Origin of the sequence: Candidatus Sarcina troglodytae (assembly GCF_015708635.1) — a bacterium.
In the GTDB taxonomy this organism is placed as follows: Bacteria; Bacillota; Clostridia; order Clostridiales; family Clostridiaceae; genus Sarcina; species Sarcina ventriculi.
Genome location: NZ_CP051754.1, coordinates 200033 through 215651 on the forward strand (window position 1 = coordinate 200033; position 15619 = coordinate 215651).

Consider the following 15619-nt stretch of genomic DNA (forward strand, 5'->3'; position numbering starts at 1 on the left):
AATAATATACTCTTTATTTTTAATAATATATACTTAAATTTTTGTGGTGTATTATATGAAAATTGGGATTTGTAAATATTTAAAAATTTATTGATTGTATATAAATAAAAAATTATATTATTTTTTTATTTTGGATAGTTCTTTATTTAACATAAACATAAGTTTTTTATCAATACTTTCATCAAGCATTTTAAATAAATCATCAATACTTGATGTTTTTATCATTCCAATCATTGGACTAGCCAATAATTTAGAAAAATATTTATTTAAAATAATACTAGCTTTTTCATTTTCTAATATATCACAAATTCTAGTGGCACTAGAAAATACATCATCAGGTATGTCTAATGCAGTTATTTCTATGTCTGTAAATTGATTAGCTAAATCTTCATCAAACCAATTAGCAGCAAACCCACCATTTTTGTTTGGACATTCATACATTACATTTGCCTCATTTACTTTATTAAAGAAAGCATAATCTGTAAATTCTTTATCGTTTTTAGTGCCTATGGCTCTTATATTTGTTTGTGTGTGTGATAATTTTATATTTTCAAATATAAAATTATGTTTAGAATTAAGAGTAGCAAATTTTTCATTATCTACAAATAAAGTTACAGCATCACAGTTAGAATAAACCTTAATATTAATAGAATCAGTAGCTCTATCTATAAATCTCTTACTTGTTATATGCACAAAAGGCTCGTCAGACCAAGCTGCTTTGTAAGCAAAGAAAGCATCTTTTTTTATTTTTCTATCAAAAGTCACAAGACCTTTATTATTTCGTCCTTTAATGCCACCTTCATCTCTTATTGCAGAGCCAAAATCAAAGAAATTCCAAACATAAGAACCCCATAAAAACTCTCTTTCATTAAATATTTTTATTAGTGTTTCATGGGATAAAGAATGATATTCTTCAGTATAATCTCTAATTTTTGGATTATCACTATGATAAGTAATGATGCCCTCAAAACCATATTCAGAAAGTCCAATACATCTGTTTGGATTAAGTTCGTGATAGTTATCTAGCCATGTTGCAAAATCCTCAGTTTTTCCATTATACCATCCAAAATATTTATTGTATGCAACTATATCTGTATATCCGTTATATTCATCAGTATCAGGAACCATAGAAACAAGTGCTTGGGTTGTTAAACGTGTTGGATCTTCTTTGTGAGTAATCTTATTTAAATTTTTTACAATATCTCGTACATAAGGCAAATCTTCACCTATTTGTATTTCGTTTTCAACTCCCCACATAATAATTGATGGATGATTAAAGTTTTGTCGTATTAATTCAATCATTTGAGATTTTGCATTTTCACCGGTATGATCTGTACTAGATGCTACAGATATAAATGGTATTTCAGCCCAAACAATCATACCTTTTTTGTCACAAAGGTCATAAAAATATTGGTCATGTTGATAGTGAGCAAGTCTTATAGAATTGGCTCCAACTTCCTTTATTAAAGCCATATCAAGTGCATGATCTTCCTTAGATAAAGCCCAACCCAAATCTTTTTTGTCTTGATGTCTAGATACCCCTTTAAGCTTTATATGATTTCCATTTAAAAAGAAGCCTTTGTTAGGATTAAATTCAAAATATCTAAGTCCAATAGGAATATTAAGTTCATCTAAAATATCATTATGCTTTTCTATAGTTATTTTCATAGTATATAGATAAGGGTTTTGAGTACCGTTCCAAAGAATAGGATTTTCAATGCTCAATGGCATTTTAATTTCACTACTTTTTTCTATTAAAATATCTTTAGCAGTATATTTAACAACTTGTCCATTAGTGTCTAAAAGATTGGCAACAATTCTTATAGGTTGTTTTTCAGTTACTTCAGAAATTATGTTGGTTTTTATGGTTAGGTTTGCAATATCATTAGTAATTTTATCTTGATATACAAAGACACCTTTAGAGCCATTATCCATTAAATCAAAATGAATTGGGTCAACGATTAATAAATTTACATCTCTATAAATACCACCATAGAAAGTAAAATCAGCCATTAAAGGATACACTTCTTCTACATGAGAATTATCAACTTTAACTGCAATAAAATTTGTTGAATCGAATTCTATTAAATCGGTTATATCATATCTAAAGGTTGAATAACCACCTTTATGCTCACCTAGATGCTTTTCATTAACATAAACATTACAAATACTATTAACTCCGTTAAATTCTAAAAATATCTTTTTATTTTGAAATTTTTTGTTTATATAAATATTTTTTGTATACCAACAAACACCTCTAAAGTATTCATTACCAGAAGCACCATCAATATCATTCCATGTATGAGGTATGTTTACGTTTTCTCCAAAGCTATTATTAAATTTTCTTAAAAATAATTCATTAGTATTATTTTTAAGAAAATTCCAATTATCATTTATATTTAAAATTTTTCTCATAATATTCCCCCTTAACTTGTATTCTAGTATTATAAATATAATATACCACTTTTTAGAAAATTACAACAAAATAATTAATTTAAATTATTTAATTTATTTTATATAATAAAAAATTAATATTATAAAAAATAAAATTACAAAAAATTTGAAAAAGCATTGAAATACTAATATTAATATGTTAGTATACAAGTATAAGGTAAAAGGTTTACAAAAAAGCTCTAAATTAATTTAATTATTAAAAGGAGTAAAAGAATGATGAATAGCTTAGAAAAATTTAAAAAGAAAAAGGATTTTCTTATCTGTATAGATTCAGATGGATGTGCTATGGATACTATGGATATTAAGCATATCAAATGTTTTGGTCCGTGTATGATAAATCAGTGGAATTTAGAAAAATGGAAAAGTTCTATATTAAAGAGATGGAATGAGGTAAATCTTTATACGTTAACTAGGGGGATAAATAGATTCAAAGGTTTAGCTTTGGCTCTTGAGGAAATAAATGAGAGATATATACCTGTTGAAGGATTAAATGAATTTATTGATTGGACTCATACCACTAAAGAACTTTCAAATGAGTCTTTAGAAAGGCAAATAAAGATACAAAAACAAAATATTACTTGTTTAAAAAAAGCCTTAGATTGGTCAAGAGCTGTTAATGCTTCAATTAATGAATTGAAAGATGAGGAAAAACTTCCATTTGATGGTGTATATACTGGGATAAAAGAGGCTAAAAAATTTGCAGATGTAGCAATAGTGTCATCAGCAAATGAACAAGCTGTTTTAGAAGAATGGAAAAAGCATGGACTTTTAGATAATGTTGATATAGTCTTAACTCAAAATATAGGTTCAAAGGCATATTGTATAAGTAAACTTGTTGAAAAAGGTTATGATAGAAATAATGTGTTAATGGTGGGGGATGCAGTTGGTGATTTAGATTCTGCAAAGTTAAATAATATTTTATATTATCCAATATTGGTTAAAAAGGAAAATCAATCTTGGAATAGATTTATTAATGAAACTTTAGAATTATTTATTAGTAATGCTTATAAGGGGAAATATGAAGAAAAGGTGATAAAGGAGTTTAAAGAAAACTTATCTGGAGATAAGTAAAATTTTGAGGGGGAAATAGAAAAATGATAGATTTAAAGGCAAAACCATTTAATTTAACTGATGAAGATATAAAATGGGTGAAAGATACGTTAGGCAATTTGTCATTAGATGAAAAAATAGGACAAGTATTTGTTGATATGCTTTGGAATAATACTAATGATGAAATAAAGGAACGTATAAACAAATATGGAATTGGTGGATTTAGATATAATAATATGTCGCCAGAGCAATTATATGAACAAAATAAAATTATACAAGAAACTAGTAAAATACCAGCATTAATAGCAGCTAATATAGAAGCTGGTGGAGATGGTGGAGTTAAAGGTGGAACGCATTTTGGATATCATGTAACAATAGGTGCTACTCAAAATAAAGAAAATGCTTATAAATTAGGATATTATGGATGTAAAGAGGCAGCTGCAATCGGTTGTAATTGGACTTTTGCACCAATAGTTGATATAAATAAAAATTGGAGAAACTGTGTTGTATCTAACCGTTGTTTCTCAAGTGAAGCAGATGCAGTTCTTGAAATGTCAAAGGAATATTTGCAAGGGGCAAAAGATGCTGGACTTGCAAGTTGTATGAAGCATTTCCCAGGTGATGGTTTAGATGAAAGAGACCAACATATAGTTACAACTAATAATACAATGAGTTGTAAAGAATGGGATAAAAATTTTGGAAAGGTATATAAAGGAATGATAGATGCAGGAGTTGAGGCTGTTATGATAGGTCATATAAGACTTCCTGAATATTCTAGAAAGTTAAGACCTGGAATAAAAGATAATGAAATAATGCCAGCTACTATAGCTCCAGAATTATTACAGGATTTACTTCGTCAAGAATTAGGGTTTAATGGTCTTATAATAACTGATGCTACTCATATGGTTGGATTAACTTCAGCAATTAGAAGAGAAGAGATGATACCAACTGCATTAGCAGCTGGATGTGATATGATACTTTATTATAGAGATAAAGATGAGGATATAAATGCCCTTAAAAAAGGATTAGAAAATGGAACTTTAACTTATGAACGTTTAGATGAGGCTGTTACTCGTGTTTTAGCATTTAAAGCAATGTTAAAATTACACAAAAAGAAAGAAGAAGCAAATTTAGTTCCAAATAAAGATGGATTATCAGCAATTGGCTGTAATGAACATTTAGAAGTTGCTAGGGATATAGCAGACAAGGCTATAACATTAGTTAAAAATACTAAAAATCAATTGCCAATAACACCAAAAACTCATAAAAGGATAATGCTTTATACAATAGACCAAACAGGTAGTGCAGCAGCAGTATCTATGGCAAATGAAGGCTCTTTAGAATCAAGAGTAAAAGGCAAATTAGAAGGTGTAGGCTTTGAAGTAGATACATTTAATCCACAAGGTGGGCTAAATGGTAAACAATTATTAGCTATGACTCCTATAAAGGAATTTGTTAATAAATATGATGCAGTAATGTTGTTTGTAAATGTTGCGGGATTTTCCCAAAGTAATGTAAGGCGTATAACTTGGAGTATGCCAATGGGACCTGATATTCCTTGGTATGTAACAGAATTGCCAACCGTTTGTGTATCTGTGAACAATCCATTCCATTTAATAGATGTACCAATGGTACCAACTTATATAAATGCTTATAATGGCAATGATGTTAGTTTAGATTTAGTAATAGAAAAAATAATGGGAAAATCAGAGTTTAAAGGTGTAAGTCCTGTTGATGCATTTTGTGGTGCGTGGGATACAAGATTTTAATATAGGTTATAAAAGTATTGAACGTAGAGCATATTTAATTAAGTTTAGGAGAGATTTTTATGAAATTACCATTTAATATCGATTTAAAAGATAAAGTTTGTGTAGTAACAGGTGGAGCAGGGGTGCTTTGTGGCACTATGGTAGATGCATTAGCAGAGTGTGGTGCAAAAGTAGCAATACTTTCTTTAGGACAGGAATGTTGTGATAAAAAAGCTGAGGAGGTTCGAAAAAATGGAGGTATTGCCATTGGAATAGACGCCAATGTTTTAGATAAAGAAAGTTTAAGACATGCTCATGAAATAATATTAAAGGAATTTGGTAGCTGTGATATATTAATAAATGGTGCTGGTGGAAATCATCCGAAAGGAACAACAAGTAATGAATATTTGAGGCTAGAGGATTTGGAAAATGATGAATTAACAACATTTTTTGATTTAGATGAAAAGGGAGTTGAGTTTGTATTTAATTTAAATTATTTAGGAACACTTCTTCCAAGCCAAGAATTTGCAAAGGATATGATAAATAAAAAAGGTGCATCAATTATTAATATTTCCTCTATGAATGCATTTACTCCTCTTACGAAAATACCTGCATATTCAGGGGCTAAAGCTGCGGTAAGTAATTTTACTAAATGGCTTGCAGTTCATATGTCTAAGGTAGGGATAAGAGTTAATGCAATAGCTCCAGGATTTTTTGTAACAGCTCAAAATGAAAAATTGTTATTTAATGAAGACGGAACGCCAACTGAAAGAACAGAAAAAATATTAAGAAGCACACCAATGGATAGGTTTGGTAAACCTGAAGAATTATTAGGTACATTATTATATTTAATAAGTGAGGAAGCTTCAGGTTTTGTAAATGGTGTAGTTATTCCTGTGGATGGAGCATTTTCTGCATATTCTGGTGTTTAAGTGATGTAATATAAATAAGTTTAAAATAAGGGGTGAGATTATGTATATGACTTTTAGATGGTATGGCAAAGATGATCCAGTTAAAATAGATTATATTCGCCAAATACCAGGAATGAAGGGCATAGTGAGTGCCATATACGATATACCAGTAGGGGAAGTATGGCCACTTGATAGAATACTAGAACTTAAGAAGGAGGTTGAAGATGCTGGTTTAGAGCTTTCAGTTATAGAGAGTGTTCCAGTTCATGAAGATATAAAGCTTGGACTTCCTACAAGGGATAGATATATAGCAAATTATAATGAAACAATAAGAAATTTAAGTAAGGCGGGAATAAAAACAATTTGCTATAATTTTATGCCAGTATTTGATTGGACTCGTTCAGATTTGGAATACAGATTAGCAGATGGTTCAACATGTTTAATATATGATGAAAAAGATATTGCTAAAATGGATCCTAAACTAGGAGAATTAGAACTTCCAGGATGGGATACTTCATATGGTGAAGGTGGACTTGGTGCATTACTTGACAAATATAAAAATATAGATGAAGAAAAGCTTTGGGAAAATTTAGAGTACTTCATAAAGGGAATAATGCCTGTTGCAGAGGAAGAGGAAGTAAATATGGCAATACATCCAGATGATCCACCTTGGGGAATATTTGGTCTTCCAAGAATAATAACTAATTTTGAAAATTTAGAGAGATTTTTAAATTTATATGATAGTAAATATAATGGATTGACACTTTGTACAGGTTCATTGGGATGTACAAAAACTAATGATATAGTAAAAATGATAAAATATTTTGGTGGCGAAAGAAATAGAATACATTTTGCTCATCTTAGAAATGTATTAATTACTGGGGATAGTAGTTTTAATGAAGTTGCCCATCTGTCAGATGTAGGTTCATTAGATTTTTATGAAATAATGAAGGCATATTGTGATTATGGCTTTGATGGACCATATAGACCAGACCATGGAAGAATGATTTGGGGTGAAACAGGAAGACCTGGATATGGTTTATATGATAGAGCGTTAGGTGCTGTATATTTAAATGGCTTAAAAGAAGCCATAAATAAGGGAAAATAAGAAATTTAGGAATATAATTGTATATAAATAATTATGTTTATATGCAATTATATCCATTATAAAAGATTGAATTGTGTGATTAATAAATAAATGAATTAATATATGCAGTTAAATATAAATTAAAATACACAACATATTTGATAAATGTGCCAATCTTGAAAACGTTTTTAATCATATAGGTTCAGAAGGTGTTTAATAAAGCACATAAATGGAATTTAAAGATTCGTTGCTTGATTTATTAATAAATATAACATGATTAAGAATTATTAATACTGACACAAAGAATTTAAAAATATGGGGTGAAAATATGAATTTAGATAAAAATATTAAGTATAATAACGCTAAAACATGGCAAATAGGTTTTTATGCACTTAATAATACTGCTACCAATGTGATAATGTTTTTAATGACTTATGTATCGTATTATGCGACAGGGGTTGTTGGGCTTGCAGTTGTTCTTGTATCATCATTATTAACATCAATGCGTATGTTTGATGCTATCACAGATCCAATTATAGGTTTTGTAATAGATAAGACTAATACTAAGTTTGGTAAGTTTAGACCTATGATTATTATTGGATATACAATAATGGCTGTAAGTATACTAATTTTGTATAATTGTTTATATTTAATGCCTGAAAGTATGAGGCTTATAGGATTTATAGGGTTATATGCTTTATATATAATTGGATATACATTTCAAACAGCATGCACAAAGGCTGGGCAATCATGTCTAACTAATGATCCTGCTCAAAGACCTTTGTTTGCAAGATTTGATGGAATTTATAATTTATTCTTATTTTCTTTATCTGCTCAATACGCTTCAGCATATTTATCACCTAAATATGGTGGATTTACATTGGAAGCTATGCAAGAGTTTTCATTAACTTATGTCATAATAGCTGGTTGTTTCACATTATTAGCTATAATTGGTATATGGAGCAAGGATAGGGAGGAGTTTTTTGGTAATAAAAAAGCACCTAAAGTTAAATTTAAGGATTATTTGACAATTTTAAAAGGTAATAGAGGGCTACAAATGCTTACAGTAGCTGCTGCTACAAATAAACTAGCAAGTCAAACATCAGGAAATACAACTGTTATGGTAATGCTATATGGAATAGTAATGGGTAACTATGCTTTATATGGAAAAATGTCAATGATAACTGCTCTTCCAACATTTATAATAATAATGTTGGGAACAAAATATGCGAGTAAATTTGGTTCTAAAAAAGCTTTAATAAAATTTACTAAGGCGGCTATGGCAATGTATACAGGATTATTTTTAATATTATTTATTGGAGACCCTACAAAAATATCTTTAGATAGCATTGGATTAATGACTATACTTTGGATAGTTGTATATAGTTTAGGATATGGGGCTTCATCTTTAGCAAGTGGAATAGTAGTTCCTATGATAGCTGACTGTGCAGATTATGAAACTTATTTAACAGGAAAGTATGTGCCAGGTATGATGGCAACTTTATTTTCCTTTATAGATAAGTTGGTATCATCTTTTGCTACAACTATAATAGGATTTACAGTTGCATATTTAGGATATACATCTGCAATGCCACAAGCTACAGATCCTAATATAAAAGGGATGTTTGCAGTAACTGCAGCATTATTTATAGGAATGCCAATGCTTGGATGGATAATTGGTTTAATAGCAATGAAATTTTATCCATTAGATGATAGGAAAATGAAAGAAGTTCAAGAAGAAATAATTAGGACAAAATTAGAGGCAGCGGTGGATATAAACTAAATTTAGTGAGAGTTATATAAAATTTTATATAACTCTCTTTTATATTAATTAAAAAATAAATGTTTTTAATTATTTCAGTAACAAAAATTTGAAATCTTAATATTATAACTAATGAAATGAAAATAAAAAACTTGTTATAGTACAGGTAAAAGTAAGGAGTGTTTTATATGTCAGCACCTAAAATTGAAAAACCTAAAAATGCCATAGATAAGGAACAAGCTGTAGCAGATATAATCGAATCAATAGCTTTAGAAGAAACAGGACTTGCGCATATAATAAATGCAGAGGGTGAAAAGATTCAAAGAGCATTAGAAATTGCAGATAGTACAGATGATTTAATTAATGTCAATAAATCTGTAAAAGATACTATCGTGAATATTATAAAAATGCAGATGTTATTACAATTTAAGTTAGAACAAGCAAGTAAAATAGATGGAAATGATTCAAAAAGACAAGTAGTTCAAAATCAAACAGATAAAGAATAGTAGGAGGAATTTTATATGTCAGCACCTAAAATTGAAAAACCACAAAATTCTGTAGATAAGAATCAAGCTATATCAGATATAATTGAATCAATAGCTTTAGAGGAAACAGGACTTGCACATATAATAAATGCAGAAGGTGAAAAAATCCAAAAAGCATTAGAGCTTGCAGATTGTGCAGATGATTTAATTAGTGTTAATGAATCTGTAAAAGATACATTGGTAAACATTATAAAAATGCAAATGCTATTACAATTTAAGCTAGAGGAAGCTAGTAAAATACAAGAGCGACATTGCTAATAACTCTCAAAAACAGATTTAAATTAGGTTTTATAATGATACATTAAACATTTAATAAAGTATGTGAAAAATTAAAGTAACGATAATTAAGAGAACTAGAAAGTTATATACTTCTAGTTCTTTTATAATTTCATGAAGAGAAAAAAGGTATAAAATAAAAAAATATAGATAAAAATATTAATTAAAAATAAAATTTAATAAATATTGTTCGTTATTTTAATTAATAAAATAGTTGCAAAAAATTAAAAAATAATATAATATTAATATTGTAAATGATTAATAATAGCTATTAATATGAATTTGCATAATTAAAAAAATTTATATATTGTTCGTATTATTGTCTATTTTCAATTAAATTTAGATGATGATTAAATAAAATAAAAGTTATATCGCTTATATAAGCTCATAATTTAGGTTGAGCGTTTCTACCCACTACCGTAAATAGTTGATTTATAAGTAACCATTAAGTTCTATGGTCTATAAATCTAATATTTATGGTAGTTTTTTATTTATAAATTTATAAGAATTAATAAATAAATTGGTTAAAGATTTGGAGGGATAGGTATGAATAATTATGATGTTGTTATTATAGGTGCAGGACCAGCTGGAATATTTACAGCTTTAGAGATGATAAGAAATGGAAGTAAAAAAAAGATTGCTATTGTTGAGAAAGGAAGACCTGTTGAAAAAAGAAGTTGTCCTAAAACTAAAACAAAAGTCTGTATGAATTGTAAACCATATTGTCATATAACTACTGGTTTTTCAGGAGCTGGGGCTTTTTCAGATGGTAAATTATCTTTAAGTTATGAAGTTGGTGGAGATTTACCAGAGTTAATTGGTGAGGATTTTGCTCAAGAAATTATAGAGTATACTGATTCTATATACTTAGAATTTGGTGCAGATTCTAAAGTTGAAGGTATTGGTCAGGAGGAAAAGGTAAAAGATATTAGGAAAAGAGCAATACAGGCTGGATTAAAGTTAGTAGATTGTCCTATTCGTCATTTAGGGACTGAAAAAGCTCAGGAAATTTATTATAGTATAGAGAAATATCTTATTCAAAATGGTGTAGATATATATTTTGGATATGCTTGTAAAGATGTTGTTATAGAAAGTGGGAAATGTATAGGTGCAATTATTGAAAGCGCTGCAAAACATGATGATTTAAAAACTTTAGTTGGAAAACATATAGTTGTTGCGACTGGAAGAAAAGGTGCTGATTGGCTTGAAAAACTATGTGAGGAGCATAATATAGTGCATCAACCTGGAACTGTTGATATAGGGGTTCGCGTAGAGGTTAGAAATGAGATAATGGAAGATGTAAATAATGTTTTATATGAATCAAAATTAATTGGATATCCACAACCTTTTAAAAATAAAGTAAGAACTTTTTGTCAAAATCCAGGTGGATTTGTTAGTCAAGAAAATTATGATAATGATTTAGCGGTTGTAAATGGACACTCATATAAAGAGTTAAAATCAAATAATACTAATCTTGCAATTTTGTGTTCTCACAATTTTACAGAACCTTTCAATCAACCGATTGAATATGCTAAAAAAGTTGGGGAGCTTACAAATATGCTTGGAAATGGACATATTTTAGTGCAAAGATATGGAGATATTTTAAGTGGAAAGAGAACATGGCAAAAAGAACTTACAAGGTCAAATGTAAAACCGTCATTACCAGATGCAATAGCTGGTGACATTACAGCAGCTATGCCATATAGGGCTATGATTAATATAATAAACTTTATTCAAGCTGTAGACCATGTAGTTCCTGGGTTTGCAGGAGATGAAACATTGCTTTATTCACCGGAACTTAAATTTTATAGTAATAGAGTAAAGATGACAAAAGATTTTATAACAAACATAGATGGTTTATATTGTTTGGGTGATTCTAGTGGATGGACTAGAGGACTTATGATGGCTTCCGTTATGGGGGTTTTGATGGGTAGAAAGTTAGTTTAAATATTAGTTTGTAGTTAAAAAATGGTTTATATTTTTAGCTGTAATTAATTTCACATAAAATTCATAAAAAAGACGTTGAGAAAATCAACGTCTTTTTTATGAATTTTTTCTATATATAGATATATTGAGTTTTAAGTAATTTAAATAGAGCTATTGCTATTTTTATAGCGTATATAAATTGAAATTTAAGCGTATTAATTATAAATGTAATAAAAAGATATTTTATATAGTAATTATAGAGTAAAGATAAAAATAGGGGGTGATTTGTTGAATAGAGAATTATTATGTAAGGTTAGAGAAGCTGTTTTTTCTGTACTTCCAATAACATTAATAGTTTTATTATTAAATTTTACTATAATACCAATGTCTTCAGGTACTATTAAGTTATTTTTGACAGGAACTTTTATGCTTATATTAGGAATGGGATTATTTACTTTAGGTGCTGATATGTCTATGATGCTTATGGGAGAAAAGATAGGTGCATATTTAACTAAATCTAAAAATTTAATATTAGTTATTGTTTCGTGTTTTTTTATTGGAGTAATAATTACATTAGCAGAGCCTGACTTGCAAGTATTAGCGCAACAGGTACCCAATATACCTAATATGATAATAATATTAGCAGTAGCTTTGGGTGTAGGAATATTTCTTGTTATAGCAGTATTGAGAATACTTTTTAAAGTTAAGTTAAATTATATATTAACTTTTTTTTATATTGCTATATTTATTTTGATGTTTTTTATAGAAAAAGATTTTTTACCTGTGGCTTTTGATTCAGGAGGGGTAACAACTGGACCAATTACTGTGCCTTTTATTATAGCCTTAGGAATAGGAATAGCTTCTGTATGTGGTGATAAATCTGTTGAGGAAAATAGTTTTGGTTTAGTAGCTCTTTGTTCAATAGGGCCAATTATTGCAGTTTTATTTACAGGTAATTTTTATGATTTCTCTCAAGAAGCTTATTCTATAAATACAATTCAAAATGTGGATAATTTATTTGATATATATAATTTGTTAAAGGGTAGTTTGCCTAGTTACTCTTTAGAAGTTGCTGGTGCTTTATTACCTATTTTATTATTGTTTTTAATATTTCAAATTTTTGCTTTTAAAATTAGTAAGAAAGGTCTAATTAAAATTACTATAGGTATATTATACACTTATTTAGGATTAGTTCTTTTTATTACTGGGGTTAATGTAGGGTTTATGCCTGTTGGTATATATGTAGGAAAAAATATTGCATTGTTATCATATAATTGGATATTGGTACCTTTGGGAATGATTATTGGATATTTTATTGTTATGGCAGAACCTGCAGTATATTTATTAAATAAACAAGTTGAAGATATTTCAGAAGGTGCTATTTCAAGAAAAATGATGCAAAGAAGTTTGTCAATTGGGGTAGCCATTTCTTTAGGATTAGCTATGTTTAGAGTATTAACTGGAATTTCTATATGGTACTTAATAGTACCAGGATATAGTATTGCTATAATATTATCATTTTTTGTTCCAGAGATGTTTACTGCAATAGCTTTTGATTCAGGAGGAGTAGCATCTGGGCCTATGACTGCGACATTTTTATTACCAATTGCTATGGGAGCTTGTGATGCCATAGGGGGAAATATATTAACAGATGCGTTTGGCATAATAGCAATGGTAGCTATGACTCCTTTAATATCCATACAAATCTTAGGTTTAATTTATAATATCAAAATAAAGAAATCTAAGAAAATTATTGATAGGAATGTGTCTAAAGAGGAGTATGAAATTATTAATTATGATGAGGAGAAATAATCTGTGGGTGATATAAGAAAGATTAAATTATTAGTTAGTATTGTCGAGCGTGGTATGGGTGAAAAAGTAGTTGGTATTTATAGAAAGCATAATGTGGTAATTAACCTTATTTGTTTAGGAAAGGGAACAGCAAGCTCAGAAATTTTAGATTATCTAGGATTAAATAAGAACGAGAAAGATATAATTTTAAGCATAATACCAAGTTGTAAGAGTAAATTAATATTAGAAAGTTTAAATAATAGTATTAATTTAATTAATCGTGGAAATGGTATTGCGTTTAGTGTTCCTATATCAAGCGCAGGTGTAATAATATCAAAAGAAGTGTTTCTGCCAACTAATGATTGTTGGAATAAAGAAAATAAAAAGGATAGTGATAATATGTCTACAACTAAAGAATTTGGTGTAATAGTGGCAATAGTTAATTATGGTTTTTCAGAGCAAACAATGGAGTTTGCTAAAAAAGCAGGTGCTACGGGAGGGACAGTAATTCATTGTCGTAGTTTAGATACAAACGAAGTATCAAAATTTCTTGGAATAACTATAGAACCTGAAAAGGAATTTGTATTAATTTTAGCAGAAAATAAAAATAGATATGAAATAATGAAAATGATAAACGAAAAAGTTGGATTAAAGACAGAGGCTAGAGGAATTTGCTTATCATTACCAGTAGATGATGTGGTAGGAGTTATTTAAATTTTAGATAAAAAATCCATTCTAAATTATTGTGAATGGATTTTTTTATATTAATTTTAACAGATTTTTGTATAATAAAATTAATAATTTTTAAAATATATATGAATTGTAGTGAGGAGATGGATATGAGATTAGATAAATATTTAGCTGAGGCTGGCATTGGAAGAAGAAAAAATGTTAGAGAATATATAAAACAGGGATTAGTTATGGTAAATGGAGAAATTTCGATACAGCCAGCGTTAGAAATTAAAGAAGGCATTGATATAATACTTTATGATAATACGGAGGTTAAATATAAAGAAAAAGTTTATTACATGTTTAATAAACCAAGTGGATGTATAACTGCAACTAGGGACAAGAAAAATAAAACTGTTTTTGATTATTTTAATGATGAGGCAAGTGGGATTTTTCATGTAGGAAGGCTTGATAAGGATACGGAAGGATTGCTTTTATTTACTAATGATGGGGAGTTTGAGCATCTTTTAATGCATCCAAGTAAGCATATTAATAAAACTTATTTTTTTTGGGCTTTAGGTTCTTTAAATGAAAGTGATAAAAAATCTTTAGAAGAAGGAGTTTTTTTACAACAAAATGAAATATTAACTAAACCAGCTAAAATAGAGATATATAAAGAGGGAAGATATTTAGATTTTAAAGAAGAAATTTATATTAAAAGTTTAATTGATGTAGATTGTAAAAATTATAATCCCAAAATAGTTTCTGGATATCTTACAATTTCGGAGGGGAAAAAACATCAAGTAAAGAGAATGCTTAAAGCAGTAGGCTGTTATGTAGTTTATCTTAAAAGGGTAGCAATTGGTGATTTAAAATTAGACCAATCTTTAAAGAGTGGTGAATATAGGAATTTGACTGTGGATGAAATAAATATGTTATTAGATAATCATAATTATTAGTAAGAGGGAGAGTAAAATATGATATTAAGACCGCATCATTTGTTATGCACTCAATCGTATGAGGGTAGAGGGTATAGTGCAGAATTTATAAAAAATATGGATAAAAATATAGAAATTTTAAAAAATAAACAAGGTTTTAAGATTAAGATAGAATGTGTATTGGATGATTTGTGCGTAGCTTGTCCACATAACAAAGGACAAGTTTGTAGTAGCGAAGTTAAGGTTAAAACTATGGATGAAAAAGTATTAAAGTATTTTAACTTAAAGGAAGAATTTTATGTGTATAAAGATGTTATAAATCTTGTGCAAAGAAAAATAACAAGTGATATATTAGCAGATATTTGTAAGGAGTGTGAATGGTATGAGTATGGAATGTGTAAAAAAATAATATTAAAAAAGCATTAATATTATTTAGTGTTTTAAAGGTGAAAGAGAGTGTTT

13 protein-coding genes and 1 riboswitch are annotated in these 15619 nt (G+C 28.5%); of the genes, 12 read left to right on the plus strand and 1 reads right to left on the minus strand.

What is annotated here, in order from left to right:
• Positions 1 to 117: 117 nt before the first annotated feature.
• Positions 118 to 2415: a glycoside hydrolase family 2 protein gene (locus HH195_RS00935; RefSeq protein ID WP_196371241.1), complete on the minus strand. Its 2298-nt coding sequence runs from the start codon at positions 2413 to 2415 to the stop codon at positions 118 to 120.
• A gap of 252 nt (positions 2416 to 2667) precedes the next feature.
• On the opposite strand from HH195_RS00935, the gene HH195_RS00940 reads away from it, so the two are divergent.
• From HH195_RS00940 to HH195_RS00995, 12 genes are all read left to right on the plus strand, one after another.
• Positions 2668 to 3525 (plus strand): HAD family hydrolase, encoded by an 858-nt coding sequence (locus HH195_RS00940; RefSeq protein WP_196371242.1) that lies wholly within the window; start codon positions 2668 to 2670, stop codon positions 3523 to 3525.
• A 23-nt stretch (positions 3526 to 3548) separates the two neighbouring features.
• Complete coding sequence (locus HH195_RS00945; protein ID WP_196371243.1) at positions 3549 to 5273, plus strand: glycoside hydrolase family 3 protein; 1725 nt, start codon at positions 3549 to 3551, stop codon at positions 5271 to 5273.
• 59 nt (positions 5274 to 5332) lie between these two features.
• A complete protein-coding gene (locus HH195_RS00950) occupies positions 5333 to 6184 on the plus strand; it encodes an SDR family oxidoreductase (protein WP_196371244.1) in 852 nt (283 codons plus the stop codon).
• Between the two features lie 40 nt (positions 6185 to 6224).
• Positions 6225 to 7271, plus strand: coding sequence for a mannonate dehydratase (gene uxuA / locus HH195_RS00955; RefSeq protein WP_196371245.1), 1047 nt, complete (start codon positions 6225 to 6227; stop codon positions 7269 to 7271).
• Between the two features lie 307 nt (positions 7272 to 7578).
• On the plus strand, positions 7579 to 9033 hold the full coding sequence (locus HH195_RS00960) for an MFS transporter (RefSeq protein WP_196371246.1): 1455 nt from the start codon (positions 7579 to 7581) through the stop codon (positions 9031 to 9033).
• 167 nt (positions 9034 to 9200) lie between these two features.
• Positions 9201 to 9518: an alpha-helical endospore appendage domain-containing protein gene (locus HH195_RS00965; RefSeq protein WP_196371247.1), complete on the plus strand. Its 318-nt coding sequence runs from the start codon at positions 9201 to 9203 to the stop codon at positions 9516 to 9518.
• A gap of 15 nt (positions 9519 to 9533) precedes the next feature.
• A complete protein-coding gene (locus tag HH195_RS00970; protein WP_196371248.1) occupies positions 9534 to 9815 on the plus strand; it encodes an alpha-helical endospore appendage domain-containing protein in 282 nt (93 codons plus the stop codon).
• 373 nt (positions 9816 to 10188) lie between these two features.
• A riboswitch (purine riboswitch) is annotated at positions 10189 to 10288 on the plus strand.
• A 91-nt stretch (positions 10289 to 10379) separates the two neighbouring features.
• Positions 10380 to 11780 carry an NAD(P)/FAD-dependent oxidoreductase gene (locus tag HH195_RS00975; protein ID WP_196371249.1) on the plus strand — a complete coding sequence of 467 codons (1401 nt, stop codon included), beginning with the start codon at positions 10380 to 10382 and terminating at the stop codon, positions 11778 to 11780.
• A gap of 267 nt (positions 11781 to 12047) precedes the next feature.
• Positions 12048 to 13571, plus strand: a complete 1524-nt coding sequence (locus HH195_RS00980; protein ID WP_196371250.1) for a DUF1538 domain-containing protein — start codon at positions 12048 to 12050, stop codon at positions 13569 to 13571.
• A 3-nt stretch (positions 13572 to 13574) separates the two neighbouring features.
• Positions 13575 to 14264: a hypothetical protein gene (locus tag HH195_RS00985; RefSeq protein WP_196371251.1), complete on the plus strand. Its 690-nt coding sequence runs from the start codon at positions 13575 to 13577 to the stop codon at positions 14262 to 14264.
• Between the two features lie 125 nt (positions 14265 to 14389).
• Positions 14390 to 15178, plus strand: a complete 789-nt coding sequence (locus HH195_RS00990; RefSeq protein ID WP_196371252.1) for a pseudouridine synthase — start codon at positions 14390 to 14392, stop codon at positions 15176 to 15178.
• Positions 15179 to 15196: 18 nt separating this feature from the next.
• Positions 15197 to 15583, plus strand: a complete 387-nt coding sequence (locus tag HH195_RS00995; protein ID WP_058992295.1) for a DUF1284 domain-containing protein — start codon at positions 15197 to 15199, stop codon at positions 15581 to 15583.
• The last annotated feature ends 36 nt before the right edge of the window (positions 15584 to 15619 follow it).